Source organism: Verrucomicrobiota bacterium (assembly GCA_021413925.1).
Lineage (GTDB): Bacteria > Verrucomicrobiota > Verrucomicrobiia > Chthoniobacterales > UBA6821 > UBA6821.
Genome location: JAIOPL010000001.1, coordinates 105,595 through 122,837 on the forward strand (window position 1 = coordinate 105,595; position 17,243 = coordinate 122,837).

Genomic DNA, 17,243 nt, shown 5'->3' on the forward strand with positions numbered 1-17,243 from the left:
TACCGAACTATCGGAAAATCATTTCTCGCTCCTCGATCGAGAGTTCTCTCCAGGCACCAGAAGCAAGTGATCCCATAGTCAGCTTCCCGATGCTCTTTCTGATAAGCCTGAGCGTTGGGTGACCGATAACCGCTGTCATCCGGCGCACCTGACGGTTTTTACCCTCGTGGAGTTCCAGGGCGATCCAGCAATCGGGGACATTTTTGCGCATGCGGATCGGGGGATCTCGCGGAGGCAGATTGGGCTGGGGATCAAGCAGCCATGCCTTGCAAGCACGGGTTTTGTAATCCTGGATAGTTACGCCGGAGGCAAGTTGAGTCAGCGCTTCGGGGGTTGGGATTCGTTCCACCTGGGCCCAGTAGATCCGTGAATGGCCACGTTCCGGATCGAGCAGACGCGTGTTAAGACCCGCTTCGTCGCTCAGCAACAGGAGTCCCTCGGAATCAGCATCCAGTCGGCCCAGCGGGTAAACCTCCTTCGGAAAGCCAAACTCCGCAAGAGTCCGGTTTAACGATCCATCCGGCGTGAACTGCGAGAGCACGCCGTAAGGTTTGTTAAAGGCCAAGATCATTGCCCGGGATGAATGGAGGGAGCATTGAGCAGGGAGAGATGTTTCCTGAATGCAAAGAAAAGGATGCCGCAGGTCAGCAGTAGCCAGAACGGGAGAAATCCGAAGGCGTGACCCAGCTGTTCCTGCGCATTCGAGCCGGGAACCGCACGAAGAGCCAAGGCAAAGAGCAGGCTGATTCCCGCATAGGCGAGATTGATCGTCACACCCTTGAACGAGAGAACGGTCGCCCGGTGATGCGAGTCGACGAGTTGGTTGAGATAAGTCGAGACCGCGTAACCGATCATTGTCATGGCACCCCAGAGGAGATAGCCGAAGAGCAGTCCCCAGTAAGGAGGATGGAAGGCCACGCCCACGAGTCCCACAAAGACGACTCCGGTCATGATCGCAAAACTGGCACCAATGCTGCGGGTGGTCACCATCCGGCGGATCCATGGTGATACAAGGAGACCAATAGCTCCCATAGCGGCACCGAGCACCCCGAAGGCAATCTCGGGAATCTCAATCAGTCGGAAATAGGAAGTGCTGAAGACAAGGAAGAGTCTAACCACGCAATCCAGCACAAAACCGGCACAGACAACAAAGAGCGCGACCGGACTACTCAGCAGCCAACGTCCTGCCTGGAGCGTGAAGGCGAACGCCCCTAAGGCCGAGGAGGCCCGGTGCCCCTCGGGATCTTCCAGGGAGTGGGGCTGATGCCGCAGGGGCTCGCGGAAATTCAGGGCCAGGAGCAGCACTCCCACGGCGCTGATCAGTGTCAGAACGAGCGGGAGTCGAAGCGTGGTCGCCTGATCCAGATGGGCGGTGATCCCCACCAAAGCGAGGGCTCCATTCACAAAACCGGGTGCATAGACCGCTCCGCCCACCAGCATGACAAAGACAAAACTCATCGACTGCCATCTGGTCAGTTGCTCCATCACGCCATGCCACTCACCTTCGCGACCACTCTCCGCCAGTGAGTCGAAGACGATGGCTTCGTCGGCGCCGCTCGCGGCCCCCTCGGCCAGGCCGCTCAGGATCCGGTTTGCCAGACAGAAGAGAAAGAGCACCAGTCCCCCGTTGTGAGGGGCAAAACAGAGGATTGCCATCTCCGCGACCATGCAGCAACCGGCGGCCACGAGCAGCGGCTTGCGTCCGATCCGGTCAGCCAGCACGCCGGCGGGAATGTCGGAGAGCAGGCTCGCCGCGGCCCAAGCCACATTCAGCAGAGTGTACTGGATAGCTGTCAGTCCCAGGTCCAGGAAGAGCACCGCCATCACCGGGTAGTAGAACCGCGCCGAAAACAGAACGCGAAACCAGAGAAAGATGCGCCAGTTCCGATCAGCATCGGAGGGAACCGCCCGACTTATTCCCTGACTCATGCCTTGAGAATGACCTCTATTTTCTGAAGCTCCTCCTGATCAAACACGGTGTTCGAGACGGCGGCCACGCATTCTTCCAACTGGCTGATCTTGCTGGCGCCGATCAGCGCCGTGGTCACGCGTGCGTCTCGAAGCACCCAGGCCAAGGCGAGTTGGGCGATACTCTGGCTTCGGGCAGCGGCAATCTCGCCGAGCTCGCGAACTTTTGCGATGATCTCAGGCTTTACTCCCTCGGGCCTAAGGAAACCATGTTCCTTTGCTGCCCGAGCATCCCCGGGAATCCCTCCCAGATAGCGTTGCGAGAGCAGGCCCTGGGCCAATGGTGAAAAAGGAATGCACCCGACACCTTCGCGCTCCAGCACGTCGAGGAGGCCATGCTCGGCCGTTCGCTCGAACATATTGTACTTGGGTTGGTGGATCAGCAGGGGCGTGCCCATCTCGCGAAGCAGGGTGGCTGCCCGCGCGGTCATTTCGGGGTTGTAGTTTGAAATGCCCGCATACAGCGCCTTTCCGGATTTCACGGCATGGGCAAGGGCCCCCATCGTTTCCTCGAGAGGTGTGGAGGGATCCATCCGGTGGCTGTAGAAGATATCGACATAATCGAGGCCCATCCGTTTCAGAGACTGGTTGAGCGAGGAGAGAAGGTATTTTCTGGAACCCCAGTCGCCATAGGGTCCCGGCCACATCGTGTAGCCGGCCTTGGTGGTAATGATCAGTTCATCCCGGTAAGCTGCCAGATCGGACGAGAGTAGTTTCCCGAATGTGGATTCGGCCGAACCCGGAGGGGGGCCGTAGTTGTTTGCCAGATCGAAATGGGTGACCCCGAGGTCGAAGGCCCGCAACACGATCCCTCGAGCCGTCTCGAAGGAGTCGACTTCACCGAAATTGTGCCACAAACCCAGGGAAATTCTGGGAAGCAGCAGCCCCGACTTGCCGCACCGGGCAAAGAAATCGGAACGGTCATAGCGATTGGGGTCGGCAAGATAGGGCATGGGATTGGAGGCGTAGCCCCTGAATTGAACCGCGATAACGGAAGATATCAAGGCTCGGGAAAGAAGATCCATCCGCTAAGAAATCACCGACAGCGGCTCACTAAGACATTCTTCAAAAAAATCCCTCGTCTGGAACGCCATTTGCTTGCGGCAAGGGAAACCATCCACGACATTATATGGTTCGCTTCTGCTTTGCCTCGGCTAATAGCATCGACGAACTCCATAACTGCATTCCACGCACCCATTCTTATGATGAATCATTCCCTACCCCACCATCAGAGCAGCACCTCGCTCTATGATCCGTCTTTTGAGAAAGACGCCTGCGGCGTCGGCATGGTTGCTCAAATCAGCGGCCAGCGCTCCAACGAGATCCTGCGCATCGGTCTTCGCTCCATCTGCAACTTGATGCACCGCGGAGCCCTGGATGCCGATGCCCGGACGGGTGACGGTGCGGGCATCTCGACTCAGATTCCCTACAAGCTCTTCCGTCCCATTATCGAAAGCTGGGGCAAGTCCCTCTACAGCGACACCGATCTCGGCGTCGGGGTCATGTACCTTCCCAAGGAGAACGAGTATGCCAAGGCCCGGGCCAAGGCCATCACCGAGGAGGTTCTGGAAAAGAGGGGCTTCTATCTTTTCGGCTGGCGTGAGGTTCCGACCAACAAGCAGATCCTCGGCACCAAGGCCCTGCTGACCCTGCCCGATATCGAGCAGGTCCTGGTTGGCAAGGTTGAGGGGATGACGGCCGATGAGTTCGAGCGGCGTCTTTTTCTCGCTCGCAACGAGATTGAGAAGCGCGTGGCCGCCGACAAAATCGAGGATTTCTACATCCCTTCGCTGTCTCACCGCCTGATCGTCTACAAGGGTCTTCTTGTCTCCTCGTCACTAGAGAAGTTCTTTCCCGACCTCTCCAACCCCGACTACGAGACCGCTCTCTGCGTCTATCACCAGCGCTACAGCACGAATACCTTCCCAACCTGGCCGCTTGCCCATCCCTTCCGAATCCTGGCTCACAACGGTGAGATCAATACCGTCCGAGGCAACCGCAACTGGACCCAGGCGCGCGAAGCGGAACTGAAAGCCGATTTCTGGGGCGAGGACATCGAGTTGCTACACCCGATCATCCAGCCCGGTGGCTCTGACTCCGCCAGTTTGGACAATGTCCTCGAGGTCCTGACCATGTCAGGGCGTTCGATCCTGCACTCGATGACCATGCTGGTTCCTCCGGCCTGGCGCGGCGACAAAGAGATCAGCCCCGAACTCGCCGCCTTCTACGAGTACCACACCTGCCTCTGCGAGCCCTGGGACGGTCCCGCGGCCCTAGTCTTCACCGACGGCATCACCATCGGTGCCTGCCTTGATCGCAATGGTCTGCGCCCGGCCCGCTACCAGATCACGGACAGCGGCATTTTCAGTCTTGGATCCGAGATGGGGGTCGATGGCCTCAATCAGGACTCTATCATCGAGAAGGGGCGTCTTGCCCCGGGCGAGATGATCGCCATCGATACCGCTGCCGGCGTCCTGATGCGCGACACCGAGATCAAGCAGTCGCTCGCGACACGCCACAATTACCGGAAGATGGTGGATGACCATCGTGTCCGTCTCGCCCCCTTCAAGGCCGAGCAGCTCGCTCCCGCGAAAGGCGACCTCGACATCATCGACCTGACTCAGCGCCAGGTCTCCTTCGGCTACACCAGCGAGGAGCTCGACATGATCTTCAAGCCAATGATCAAGGATGGCGCCGAGGCCGTCGGCTCCATGGGGGACGACACGCCGCTTGCGGTCCTTTCTCTGCGGCCGCGTCTTCTCTACACCTACTTCAGCCAGCTCTTTGCACAGGTCACGAATCCGCCGATCGACCCGATCCGCGAGCGCCTGGTCATGTCGCTTTTCACCACCCTGGGCTGGAGACGCAATCTCCTCTCCGAGACCCCGGAGCATGCCTCTCAGGTCTCTCTCGACTCCCCGATATTGTTCAACGAGGAGCTGGAGTCCATCCGCAAGATTGGCGGGGATCACAAGGCGACCACCCTTTCCTCACTCTGGAAGGCATCCTCGGGCCCCACAGGACTCGCCACTGCGGTTCATGAACTCTGCAAGGCAGCCGAGAAGGCTGTTGATGAAGAAACCCGCATACTCGTTCTCAGCGACAGGGGAATCGATGCGGAGAACCTCGCGATCCCTGCACTTCTGGCTGTCGGCGCTGTCCATCATCATCTCCGTCGTGTCGGCAAGCGCATGCGGGTGAGTATCGTCTGCGAGACAGGCGAGGCCCGCGATGTCCACCAGATGGCCTGCCTGATCGGCTATGGCGTGAGCGCCATTAATCCCTACCTGGCCATCGAGACCATCCGCGAGATGATCGAAAAGGGCTCCGTGGAGATCGACTTCGCCACCGCCCAGCTCAACTACAAGAAGGCGCTCCAAAGCGGCCTCCTCAAGATCATGTCGAAGATGGGCATCTCCGTCATCGGCAGCTACCGCGGAGCCCAGACCTTCGAGGCAACCGGCATCTCGACCAAACTTGTCGAGGAGTGCTTCACCGCAACCCCCACCCAGATCGAGGGTGTCGGTTTCGAGGAGATCGCGCGCGAGTCCCTAGCCCGCCACGAGATGGCCTACGCCGCTCCCCTACCCGTCGAGGAAGGCAAGGAGGCCGCCGCACTCCAGCTCGGAGACCCCGGGTTTTATCGCATCCGACGGGGCGGTGAGCTCCATGCCGTGACCCCCCCGGTCATCAAGAACTTCCACAGCTTCGTCCGCACCAACAAGCCCGAGGACTACAAGGCCTATGTCGATGCCGTCCTGGCCTCGACCCCTCACTCCCCGCGCAACCTGCTCGAGTTCGTCGCCCTCCCCTCCGGCCCGGTGCCGATCGAGGAGGTCGAGTCGATCGAGGAAATCCGCCGTCGCTTCACCACGGCCGGAATGTCGCTAGGAGCCCTGAGCCCCGAGGCCCACGAGACTCTGGCGATCGCCATGAACCGCATCGGCGGGAAGTCGAACAGCGGTGAGGGTGGCGAAGATCCCCGCCGCTTCAAGCGTCAGGAGAATGGCGACTGGGCCAACAGCGCCATCAAACAGATCGCCTCCGGTCGCTTTGGCGTCCATGCCGCCTACCTTGCGAGCGCCAAAGAGATCGAGATCAAGATGGCCCAGGGTGCCAAGCCCGGAGAGGGTGGACAGCTTCCCGGTCACAAGGTTACCGCCTATATCGCCAAGCTCCGCAACTCGGTTCCTGGCGTCACTCTCATTTCGCCGCCGCCTCATCACGACATCTACTCGATCGAGGATCTGGCCCAGCTCATTTATGACCTCAAGCAGGTCAATCCACGTGCACGCGTCACTGTGAAGCTCGTCGCCGAGGCGGGCGTCGGGACTGTGGCCGCAGGCGTGGCGAAGGCTCATGCCGACATCATCTTGGTCAGCGGTCACGACGGCGGAACCGGCGCTTCGCCGCTCAGCTCTGTGAAACACGCTGGTGGCGCCTGGGAACTCGGCGTCGCCGAGACCCATCAGGTCCTGCTGCTGAATGGCCTCCGTAACCGTGTCACGCTTCGTACCGATGGCGGGATGCGGACCGGCGAGGACATCATCCACGCCACACTGCTCGGTGCCGAGGAGTACAACTTCGGAACCGCCGCCCTTATTGCTATGGGCTGCGTCTATGTCCGCCAGTGCCATCTCAACAACTGTCCGGTCGGCGTCGCCACCCTCGACGATCGTCTCCGCGGAAAGTTCAAAGGGAAGCCCGAGAATGTCGTCAACTTCTTCAACGCCGTTGCCGAAGAGGTCCGGGGTATCATGGCCCGCCTCGGCTTCCGTACCATCGATGAGATGGTCGGCCGCACCGAGTGCCTCCGCCAGAAGCACATCGAGGGTCATCCGAAGGCCAACACCGTCGACCTCTCACGCCTCCTCAAGGATGTCGTGAAGGATGATCCGACGGCCGTCCGTTACGCCACGCGCGACCGCAACGATCCCGAGCACGACCAACCGCTCGATGACATCATTCTGCAGGATGCCGAGGAGTCCATCCGCGACGCAAAGGCCGTGAAGCTTTCCTACAAGGTCGACAACACGAACCGCTCGCTGGCCACCAAGGTTTCGGGAGAGATCGCCTACCAGTACGGCGAAGAGGGCCTTCCGGAAGGAACCCTCGAACTCGACCTGACCGGCACGGCAGGCCAGAGCTTCGGAGCCTTCCTGGCTCCGGGTATCAAACTCGTCCTCACGGGCGAGGGAAATGATTATGTCGGTAAGAGCATGAGCGGAGGAGAGATCATCGTCAGACCTCTGCCCGATCACCGCTTTGTCCCCGAGAAGAACAGCATCATCGGCAACACCGTCATGTATGGAGCCATCGCTGGACACCTCTTTGCCAATGGCCGTGCTGGCGAGCGTTTCTGCGTTCGCAACTCGGGAGGCACTGCCGTCGTCGAGGGGATCGGCGACCATGGTTGCGAATACATGACCGGCGGCACCGTTGTGGTCCTTGGCTCCACGGGCAAGAACTTCGGCGCTGGCATGACCGGCGGCGAGGCCTTCGTCCTTGATCTGGAGGACAAGTTCCTTGGGCGCTACAACGACCAGCTTGTCGGAGCCGACCGGATTACCTCCGCCGAGGACGAAGCCAAGCTGAAGGATCTCGTCATCAAGCATCAGGAGAAGACCGGCAGCCCGCTGGCCGCACGCATCCTCGCCGACTGGAAGCGTCATCTCGCAGCCTTCTGGAAGGTCACCCCTCATGTCCCCGCGGCCCAGCCGATCGAGGAAAAGAAGGTCGAGGAAGGCAAGACCATCATCACGGAACACATCACGGCTTCGCCGAAGGCCTAGCCCAACTGGAGACTGTTAGGTCAGCAGACCAAGAGAGGGATGGAAGCTCATCCTTTTTCTCTGCGTCTCTGCGCCTCTGCGGGAAAATATTGCCCCTTTGTCTGCCGGTCGTCCCCGACCAGGCATCCTCGATTTGCTGATCTTGGGACTTCTCGGCCTTCACCTCGAATGACTAAGCCGCGGTCCCACGCGCCTTTTCTCCTTCTTTTCTTTATAATCAGGGCTACGTTGAAGCCATGAAGAAGGCTGATCCTTTGGCTCCAAGGATTGTTCAGCAATTGGCTGTCTTTCTTGAGAACAAACCGGGCGCACTGGCCGCCGTCTGCGATGCACTGGCCGGCGCGAGGATCAACATCTACGGACTCACCGTCTCCGACACCACGGATCATGCAGTTGTTAGGATGGTTGTCAGCAATACCGATCGGGCAATGACGCTCTTCGAGTCATACGGCACACTGGTCGTTGAGAGCGACGTGCTGATGATCCAGAACGACAACAAGCCGGGTAGCCTCTCCCGGATCGCCCATGCCCTCTCTTCCAGGAAGATCAACATCGACTACGGCTACCTGGCCTCAATGCCTTCGGCGAAAAAGGGCCTTCTTATTCTGCGTGTGACAGATCCCAAAAGGGCGCTTTCCGTCCTCAAAAAGCTCGATGCCGAGTAATCGGCCCACTTTTCGGCCGCAAAAGGGTGACGGACATTGGTAGGATTCACTATTCTAAGTCGTTACCCCCTACCTATGACCCTTTCCTCAAACGAAGTTACTTCGACGATTCAGTTGGCGCTGGCACCGGTCTTTCTTCTTACCGCCGTGGTCATGCTCATCAATGCGATTAGCGGACGATTGGCCCGCGCCATCGATCGGATGCGATTCATTCACGGCGAGCTCTTTGCTGCCGAAAAACTCACCCCTGCGCTTGAGTCACACTATCGTGTCGAATTTCGCGAGGTTCGCATCAGGGGGCGGATGTGTGCGCTTGCCATCTTCTTTGATGTCCTAAGCGGGGTGCTCATCTCCCTGACTGTTCTGGAAATCTTTTTCTTCGAGGCAGGAGTCAGACACTTTCAAGGTAGCTATGTGGTCACAACCTTTGTGGCGGGATTGATTTTCTTCATGACCGCTCTGGTAGTGGTACTGGTCGAGGTGGTCTATGCCCACCGATCGGTTGGCTGGGATCTGCCGAGCCATCCTGACGAAAAGGCCTGATGATTAATATGGAACTCAAAATACCTAGTCTCGGGAGAGCCTGGGACAGACTACCAGAGGTAGCCCCGGAGGGGTGAGACGAGCGGGTGCGAGCGAATCAAACAAAGGAACAACTTTTCTGAGTTGGATTGCCCGGCTGTTGCTTCGCATCCGTTACGGCTGAGTTCCATATACTTTTTGTCTGCTCCCCTCTATGAACAAAAACGATAGCCAGGGAATCAGCCTGCTGACCTGCCTCTCTCTGGTCACGGCAACGATGGTGGGGACCGGCGTTTACACGAGCCTGGGCTTCCAGTTACAGGATCTGAAAAGCGGATTCTCCATCCTGGCGCTTTGGGTTCTTGGCGGACTTATTTCCCTCTGCGGAGCTCTCTCCTACGCGGAAGTTGCGGCACGGATTCCACGCTCTGGTGGCGAATACACCTACCTCTCAGAGATATACCATCCTGCCCTGGGATTCATGGCGGCCTGCGTCTCCCTGATCGCGGGATTCGCAGCGCCCATTTCACTCTCGGCCATCGCTTTCGGCACCTACTTGCACGCGGCACTCCCAGTCTGCCCCATCCGCCTCTCCACCGTGGGAGCTGTGGTGCTGATCTCGCTCGTTCATCTTAGATCGCTCAGAACAAGCTCGCTGCTCCAGAATGGAATGACCGGCATCAAGTTCCTGCTAATCGGCCTCTTTATAGCGATCGGATTCGGAAGTGCGCTACTCCATCCCGCTTGCTTGAAACTCCTGCTGCCACAGCCAGCTTCTCTGGGGGAACTAACCCGACCAAACGCGGGAATCGCACTACTCTTTGTCCTCTATGCCTACTCGGGTTGGAATGCCGTGACCTATCTTGCCGGGGAGGTGAAGAGCCCCCGACGGACTGTCGGTCTCTCGCTTGTGATCGGCACCCTGGCAGTGACTCTCTTCTATGTTGTGCTCAACGCCGTCTTCCTCACGTCGGCCCCGGAGAATGAACTGCGCGGTGTGTTGAATGTGGGGAGCGTGTCGGCTAATCATCTGATCGGCCCCGTAGGCGGACGGATCATGTCGGGCATCATTGCTCTCGGCCTCCTTGCGTCGATCAGTGCCATGATCTGGACAGGCCCCCGGGTGACCCAGCGCGTCGGGGCGGATTACCCGTTCTTTGCCGCACTCGCGAAGACCCGCGATAACATTCCGGTCAGGGCGATCCTACTGCAATTGGCGCTGGTCATGGGACTGATTGCCTTCGACTCCTTTGAAACGGTCCTTGTCTTTGCGCAGATCCCGCTACTGCTCTGCCTGATGCTGGGTGTCATCGGCCTGATCCTTCTTAGACGGAAACGTCATCGGGAGAACCCTCGACTCTCGACCCTCGACCCTCGTCATTCCTTTATCTGCCCCCTCTATCCTCTGCCGCCAATCGTGTTCCTGGTCTGCTCGGGCGCTGGATTGCTTTACTCGGTGATTACAAAGCCGTGGATTGCCCTTGCAGGCGGGGTGCTTATGCTGCTCCCTCTCATCCTTCACCGATGGCTTTCCCCAAGGCGTCTTTCCTGATCCGTCGTAGCGTACTCTTCCTCCTGCTGTGGGGGAGTGCCGTTTCTTTGCTCCATGCCTCTTCGTTGCAGGAGCAGGCGGAGTTTCTGGCTGGAATTCCCCTGCCGCGGCAAAGCGTACTCTATCCCCTCCAGCAGTCACCCGAGTACCGAGATCACCAGAAACAACTTCAGGAACAATGGGCCTTCTGCAGAAGAATCCGTTACGATGTGATGCAGCAATGGAGTCGTGAGCATCTGTCACAGGATCCGGCCAGCCGCGGAGTGCTCCGCTATCTCTTCGGGGGCCCTGACTTTCTGAATGCCTACGCCTTTTTTCCCGATACCCGCGTTATGGTTCTCGGGGGCCTGGAGCCCGTGGGGGACCTTCCGCCGCCCGATGCTCTTGATCCTTCGACGCTCGGCGCTGCATTGAAGAATCTGGATGAGGCCCTCCACACCTCCCTTTTCTGCGGCTACTTCATTACGAGCGAAATGAGGCCACAGTTGGCCAATGGATCCTTTCAGGGCGTGCTTCCCGTCCTCTTTACGGAGCTGGCCCTCACCGGAAACATCGTCGAGTCAGCCCAGATGATACGCCCCTTCGGCTCCCCGGGAGTGCAGATCATCTATCGCCGTCCCGGAGGTCCGGCCCAGACGCTTTATTATTTCAAAGCCGACCTCTCGAATGGCAAAGAGTGCCGCAACTTCCTCTCATGGCTCGGTGATCTTGGTCCGGGAGCCTCCTACCTGAAAGCGGCCTCCTATCTCCTGCCGCTCGATGCCTTTTCCGAGACCCGGAACTTCCTGTTGAACACCTCCCAACTGATCCTTCAGGATGATTCTGGAATCCCCTACCGCAATTTCAAAACCGGTGAGTGGCGCATCCAGCTTTTCGGTGTTTACACCGATCCGCTTGCCATCTTCAAGCGCCGCAGGGAAGCGGAGTTGGAGGCAGCCTACGGGACGACCTACTTCAACGGGTCACTGCCTTTCGGAGCTGGGTATCATGTGAATGCCAACGATGCGAATCTGCTGCTTGCCACGAGGGATCTAGGTAATACCCCTCAGCAACCGATGCCCATCATGCCATTGCCACTACCCGCTGGGATAGCGTTCGCTTCGCCGACGCCCACACCCACACCCACACCCACACCCACACCTAAACCAACCCCGATCAGAATCCGCAGAGCCCTCCCCGTTCCGATCCGCAAGGCGATTCCCGTTAGGACTCCGAAGCCCATTCTGCAAACTGAAGAACCCCAGACTCAGCTCCAATCTCAGTATCAGTCCCCGGCCATGGCTGTTCCCATTGCGATATCCGCAATCGCAACGGCCACCAGCCCACCCGTGATTCCCCAACAAACAGCGGTTACTCCTACTCCTCTACCGGAGCCTCCTGCTGTTCCAACTGCTCCGTCTGCACTGGCTTTGCCAGATCCTGTGCAAACAACCACGAGCGGAAAACCGATCGACTAAAGTTTCAGCTAAAACTTCCAGATTTGCTGGGCCACAACGATCAAAACAAAGAGAAGCCCTATCACGGCATTGGTTTCAAAGAAGGCCTTGTTGATCTTTCCGAGATCGAGCGTCCGTGCAATGCGATGCTCATAGACCAATAGGAAAGGCACGGGTATCAGCCCTAGAAAATAGATCTTCCCGAGATGGGCCGAGAGACCGAATCCGATCAAACCCATCAGCATCAGCAGATGCAGCCAACCGGCTAAACGCAGCACGCCTGGAACACCAAGCCAGACCACCATCGAGTGCAGTCCCTCACGACGATCCGTCTCCACATCCTGCGTGGCATAGATTATATCGAATCCGGCCACCCAGCAGAGAACACCCCCAGCCAGAATGATCGGAGGCCAAGCAAAGGATCCTGTCACGGCGAGCCATGCACCCACCGGCGAGACTGAGAGGGCAAGTCCCAGGAAGAACTGAGCGGCATGAGTGAAACGCTTCGTGAGCGAGTAAAGAAAGATGATCCCGAGAGCCACGGGAGAAAGCAGGAAGCAAAGACGGTTGATAAAAAACGTCGTGCCGACAAAGAGTGCAGCACTGATCAGGCACGTCATGATGGCCGCATACTTGCCAAGAAGTTGATGCCGGCCCGCAGTTCTGGGATTGCGTTTGTCGATTTCCCAGTCAGCAATGCGGTTGAAGGTCATCGCCGCCGTACGGGCAAAGACCATGCAGAGCAGAATAAGAGCGAACAGCCTCCAACCCGGCCAACTCCCGTTAGAGCCAGCGGCAACGATCATCGACCCGAGAGCGAACGGCAGCGCAAAAACCGTATGCGAGAACCTTATGAAGGTGAGAAACCGCACCAAAGGTGCGTTGGTGGGAAGGTGGGAAGGTGGGAAGGTCACGATCTGAACGACTTTAACACCTTGGAACTTTAAACTTTCCAACCTTTCACTCCCTCCGCTTGCGGAGGGTTATTTGCTTCCCGGCTTCACGGCAGCAATACCGATGAGATCCTCGGGTAGCGCATCCGCCGGAAAGGTCTCCGGAGTCATCTGGATCAGACTGACAAAGGGACAGCCGAAATCGGGGAGATTTCCACCACTACGATCGACGATGGAACCTGCTGCCACCACGACGCCGCCTAGCCCACGGACGATGTCGATGGTTTCCTGGACACGGCCGCCGCGGGTCACCACATCCTCGGCGACGATAAAGCGCTCACCGGGTTTGATCTCGAAGCGGCGCATCACAAGGCTGCCATTCCCGTCCTTCTCGACAAAGATATGGCGGGTGCCGAGATGCCGCGCCACTTCCTGCCCGACAATAATGCCACCGACGGCCGGAGAGATCACCGTTGGTTTCTTCCCCTCCACTTCCGTGTGGAAGGGACGCAGTTTTTCAGCCAACTCCTCGCAGACTTCAGCCGCAACGGGGGCATCCTGGAGAAGCAGGGCACATTGAAAAAACTCGCGGCTATGAAGACCGGAACGGAGAATGAAATGACCGTGCAGCAGGGCTCCGGTCTGTTTGAAAAGGGCGAGGACGTCGGGCATTTGGGAAAGTGAATGGTTAAAAAGTGAAAAGTGAAAGGTGGGTGAAGAGAGCGCCTTAAAAATGGGGAAATAGGATAAGGATGATTGGTTCGATTTTTAACTCTTCATCCTTTTTATCCTTCTTCATTCCGCTGCGGCGCTCCGACAAAGGAGATTCCGCGCTTCTGGCGGTCGAGGAATTCCTTGGCAAGGACGCGGTAGGCCGTGGCTCCGGGACCTTTCGGATCATACTCGAGGATGGTTTTTCCAAAGCTCGGCGCCTCGCTGATGCGGACAGATCGTGGAATTGCCGCTTGGAAGACGACCTCCTCGAAGTGGGCGCGGACATCACGCACGACGGCGGCGCTGATGTTGGTGCGAACGTCGAGCATGGTCATGAGAAGTCCGCTCATGGCGAGGGTCGGGTTGGCTCCGGACTCACGGATCTGTTCCATAACGCTGACCAGCTTGCCGAGCCCCTCGAGGGCGTAGTATTCGCACTGGATCGGGATGAGGATCTCGTCGGCGGCGCTCAGGGCATTGGTCATCAGGATGCCGAGCGACGGAGGACAATCCAAAATGATGAACTCGAAGCGGCCCGAGTTGCGCACCGGTTCCAACACACTGCGGAGCTGACCCAGATGTCCCTCCATCCTTGCCACCTCGATCTCTGCGCCGGCAAGGTCGAGGTCGGCAGGAATACCGGCCAGATTCGGAAGACGCGTCTCCTGGATCAGATCCTCCATCGGGGTCTCGCCGATCATCGCGGCATAGAGGCTGCTCCCCTCACCTGTCTCGAGGCCCAAGGCACTGGAGGCATTCCCCTGGGGATCCAGATCGAGTAAGAGGACGGGATGGCCCGACTCCGCGATGGCCGCGGCGAGGTTGACCGAAGTGGTGGTTTTTCCGACGCCACCCTTCTGGTTGGCGATGGCGATGACTTTGGTCTTCATGGGGATCAGTTTGCCGCCCCTCCGTAGTAATCGGCAAGCCCTTGCGCCACCGCATCGGCATATTCCCTGTAAATGCTTGGCAAGGAGAGTCCCCCCACGTTCCGGCGACCCTCGTAATCTCCGAGCTGGACCCTGTTGAAGACAGGATTGCTGTTCATGACATACGGCTCGCAGTAGACCACAGGACACTCGAAGAGCCTGTTGGCCAGAAGATTACGTATCCAGAGGTAGGGGTTGGAGGAGGCCGGGATGGCATTGGCACTATGGTAGATGAAGGGAGGAAGGCCGGTGGCGGCAGTCAAGGAACGGGCGACGCATTCCGAGGCCCCCAACTCCTCGCCGTGGGTCCCGCCGAGCAGTTTCACGAGCATGGTGTAGCGCTCATCCTCATGCAGGAGCTCGTTACCAGATATATCCCCGGAAAGGAGAAGGTGGAGATGGTTCTTGTCAGTCAGGGTGGGTCGCGCGGGATTACCCCATTCCTCGGCATTGAAATGCAGGCAGACGACAAGATCGGGCCGGATCACAGAGTTCACCAGGCGGGCCCGGTTGCGTATTTCGCCGACTCGATAAAACAGCCGCTCTGCCTCGAACTCCAGACGGGTGCTCGAAAGCTGCGCCCCCTCTTCCTGAAGGGAAACCGCCGCCGCTTTCTTGAGTTTGTCCGGCCGCAGAGAGGTCGTAGCTCCGTTTTTGGAGCGGGTTAGCCAGACTTCCGCGCCCATGGCTTCCAGTTTCTTTTTGAGGATCTTGGCCACAATCAACGTCATCTCTCCCTCCTCGACCGACCTCGAGTGACCGATCTGGAACCAACGGGCCTCCATCCGGGCAAACTTCCCGCCGAGATGCCCTGGGTCGATCGCGATCCTCAGTCCCGCCAGAGGCTTGCCTGGTTGAGGGGAACGCTGCCCCCGTTCTTTCCAGAAACGAGGGGGGATCTTGGCGGCACTCCCCGGAGAAGCCAGCGGCAGGATGACGGGTGTCGCCCCGGCATGAGGTGTTATCATTGCCTGAGTCGGGGTCAGCGAGATCCATTGGCGCCAGGAGCCATCTGGCACATAGACCTGCCGGAGCAGGCGCTCGAATTCAGATGCCGTGATAATTCCAGAATAGCGGTGAAGGGTCTTCCAGTCGGGCTGCGGGGCCAACGGACTTAGCAGCGCACCCCTGCCGGAATGCATGGTCAGCAACAAAAGAGGCAGTACCAGGAGACGAAGCAGGCTTGCTTGAGGGAACAGTTTCTTCACGCAGATGCATTTTTACATCGTCCCGGGTGCTTGTTTCGATAAAAACCGCTGAGTGATTAAAATCCTCTTCCTTGGCGATGTGGTTGGAGAGCCAGGTCGTATGGCCGCATGCCGGACCGCCGAGCTCTACCTGAAACGCGGCGATGCCGACTTTATTGTGGTCAATGGGGAGAACGCAGCGGCGGGTCGCGGGATCACCCCGAAGCTGGCGATCGATCTCATGAGGAGCGGCGTGGCGGTTATCACCACCGGCGACCACATCTGGGACCAGAAAGAGATTTATTCCTACATTTCCACCGAACCCAGGCTCCTACGACCGATCAACTATCCCCCCGGCACGCCTGGCGGAGGCAGCATCGTTCTGGATACGGCCCATGGCCCCATCGCCGTCATGAACGTCCAGTGCCGGACCTTCATGAAGAATCCGCTGGAGAATCCCTTCCTGGCAGCCTCAGCCGAGATCCAGCGCCTGCGAAAAGAGACTCCCGTGATCATCGTCGATGTCCACGGCGAGACCACGAGCGAGAAGATCGCCATGGGCCGTCATCTGGATGGCAAGGTCTCGCTGGTCGTCGGAACCCACACCCATGTGCAGACCGCCGACGAGCGGATCTTTCCCGGGGGCACCGGCTTCCTCTGCGATGCAGGGATGTGCGGCCCGGAGGACTCCATCCTGGGCCGCGATTGCGATGCCGTCGTGGGGCAGTTCCTCACCTCGATGCCGGCCAAGTTCCCGGTGGCCCGGGGGCCTGTCATGGCCTGCGGGGTACTAGTCGAGGTCGATCCTGAAACGGGAAAGGCCAAAGCAATCCGCCGTGTCGTGGAACGCTACGGCGCACCTTAGAAAAACTCCCTTAACGAGCTTTTCGCTGGCGTTTGCCATCGGGCAACCTAGTGTGCCGACGCAGTCTCTTTCCCACAAACCAACCTCCTTTTCTTATTCCCATGACGATCACCAAAGGCTCCGTTGTTCTCTTTGACTACACGCTCACCGACGATGACAAGGAGCTCATTGACTCCTCTAAAGACGCGGGTCCTCTCGCCTATCTGCAGGGCGAGGGCCAGATCGTCAAGGGCCTCGAGAACGCTATGGAGGGCAAACGCGCGGGAGATACCTTCAAGATCAGCGTTACTCCCGAGGAGGGCTACGGCGCGATCGATCCTGCGAAGATCGCCGTGGTCGATGCCGATCAGATCGAGGGGGGGGATGAACTTGAGGAGGGAATGCAGTTGGAAGCCTCCCATGATAGCGAGGAGGGCGAACAGGTCGTGGTCGTCGCCAAGATTGAGGGGAATAAAATTACCCTAGATGGCAATCATCCGCTAGCCGGCATGAATCTCCACTTCGACATCAAGATCCGAGAGGTCCGTGCCGCTACCGCCGAGGAAATCGAACACGGCCATGTGCACGGTGACGGCGGCCATCATCACTAATCACGCAGCGTTTTAGATCTCCCGCAGAGGCGCGGAGACGCAGAGAGTTTTTTACTCTGTGTTGTTAAAGGGCTTGGAGACTTGCCCTAAGTGACTGGAAGTTTTGATGCCGCGCTAGGCGCGTGAGCGA

The 17,243-nt window shown here is 58.6% G+C and carries 13 protein-coding genes and 1 pseudogene; 7 read left to right on the forward strand and 7 right to left on the reverse strand.

The genetic code is table 11. The features are described 5' to 3' along the window. Positions 1 to 7: 7 nt before the first annotated feature. The 3 genes from K8R57_00520 to mgrA are packed head-to-tail and all read right to left on the reverse strand — an operon-like array spanning position 8 to position 2,921. Positions 8 to 571 (reverse strand): pseudouridine synthase, encoded by a 564-nt coding sequence (locus tag K8R57_00520; protein ID MCE9586784.1) that lies wholly within the window; start codon positions 569 to 571, stop codon positions 8 to 10. Beyond that, entirely contained in the window at positions 568 to 1,929 is a 1,362-nt protein-coding gene (locus K8R57_00525) for an MFS transporter (protein MCE9586785.1), read from the reverse strand. The genes K8R57_00520 and K8R57_00525 overlap by 4 nt, the downstream gene beginning before the upstream one ends. Next, positions 1,926 to 2,921, reverse strand: a complete 996-nt coding sequence (gene mgrA, locus K8R57_00530) for an L-glyceraldehyde 3-phosphate reductase (GenBank protein ID MCE9586786.1) — start codon at positions 2,919 to 2,921, stop codon at positions 1,926 to 1,928. The genes K8R57_00525 and mgrA overlap by 4 nt, the downstream gene beginning before the upstream one ends. A gap of 249 nt (positions 2,922 to 3,170) precedes the next feature. Here mgrA and gltB point away from each other — a divergent pair, with 249 nt between their 5' ends. From gltB to K8R57_00555, 5 genes and pseudogenes are all read left to right on the forward strand, one after another. Continuing rightward, positions 3,171 to 7,760 carry a glutamate synthase large subunit gene (gene gltB / locus K8R57_00535; protein ID MCE9586787.1) on the forward strand — a complete coding sequence of 1,530 codons (4,590 nt, stop codon included), beginning with the start codon at positions 3,171 to 3,173 and terminating at the stop codon, positions 7,758 to 7,760. A 236-nt stretch (positions 7,761 to 7,996) separates the two neighbouring features. Beyond that, positions 7,997 to 8,425 (forward strand): ACT domain-containing protein, encoded by a 429-nt coding sequence (locus K8R57_00540; GenBank protein ID MCE9586788.1) that lies wholly within the window; start codon positions 7,997 to 7,999, stop codon positions 8,423 to 8,425. A 75-nt stretch (positions 8,426 to 8,500) separates the two neighbouring features. Further along, on the forward strand, positions 8,501 to 8,968 hold the full coding sequence (locus K8R57_00545) for a DUF2721 domain-containing protein (GenBank protein ID MCE9586789.1): 468 nt from the start codon (positions 8,501 to 8,503) through the stop codon (positions 8,966 to 8,968). 193 nt (positions 8,969 to 9,161) lie between these two features. Beyond that, positions 9,162 to 10,499: an amino acid permease gene (locus K8R57_00550; GenBank protein ID MCE9586790.1), complete on the forward strand. Its 1,338-nt coding sequence runs from the start codon at positions 9,162 to 9,164 to the stop codon at positions 10,497 to 10,499. A 1,073-nt stretch (positions 10,500 to 11,572) separates the two neighbouring features. Then, a pseudogene (locus tag K8R57_00555) lies at positions 11,573 to 11,653 on the forward strand (energy transducer TonB). Between the two features lie 311 nt (positions 11,654 to 11,964). Here K8R57_00555 and ubiA read toward each other — a convergent pair. From ubiA to K8R57_00575, 4 genes are all read right to left on the reverse strand, one after another. Then, complete coding sequence (gene ubiA / locus K8R57_00560; GenBank protein MCE9586791.1) at positions 11,965 to 12,849, reverse strand: putative 4-hydroxybenzoate polyprenyltransferase; 885 nt, start codon at positions 12,847 to 12,849, stop codon at positions 11,965 to 11,967. A 69-nt stretch (positions 12,850 to 12,918) separates the two neighbouring features. Beyond that, entirely contained in the window at positions 12,919 to 13,500 is a 582-nt protein-coding gene (pyrE, locus tag K8R57_00565) for an orotate phosphoribosyltransferase (GenBank protein MCE9586792.1), read from the reverse strand. A 113-nt stretch (positions 13,501 to 13,613) separates the two neighbouring features. Beyond that, the gene (locus K8R57_00570) at positions 13,614 to 14,432 is read right to left on the reverse strand and encodes a ParA family protein (GenBank protein ID MCE9586793.1); all 819 of its coding nucleotides are present in this window, start codon (positions 14,430 to 14,432) and stop codon (positions 13,614 to 13,616) included. A 5-nt stretch (positions 14,433 to 14,437) separates the two neighbouring features. Next, positions 14,438 to 15,679 carry an N-acetylmuramoyl-L-alanine amidase gene (locus K8R57_00575; GenBank protein MCE9586794.1) on the reverse strand — a complete coding sequence of 414 codons (1,242 nt, stop codon included), beginning with the start codon at positions 15,677 to 15,679 and terminating at the stop codon, positions 14,438 to 14,440. A 55-nt stretch (positions 15,680 to 15,734) separates the two neighbouring features. Between K8R57_00575 and K8R57_00580 the strand changes: the two genes are divergently transcribed. Together K8R57_00580 and K8R57_00585 are read left to right on the forward strand one after the other, a co-directional pair. Next, positions 15,735 to 16,523: a YmdB family metallophosphoesterase gene (locus tag K8R57_00580; protein MCE9586795.1), complete on the forward strand. Its 789-nt coding sequence runs from the start codon at positions 15,735 to 15,737 to the stop codon at positions 16,521 to 16,523. Between the two features lie 101 nt (positions 16,524 to 16,624). Continuing rightward, on the forward strand, positions 16,625 to 17,113 hold the full coding sequence (locus tag K8R57_00585; GenBank protein ID MCE9586796.1) for a peptidylprolyl isomerase: 489 nt from the start codon (positions 16,625 to 16,627) through the stop codon (positions 17,111 to 17,113). Positions 17,114 to 17,243: the final 130 nt, after the last annotated feature.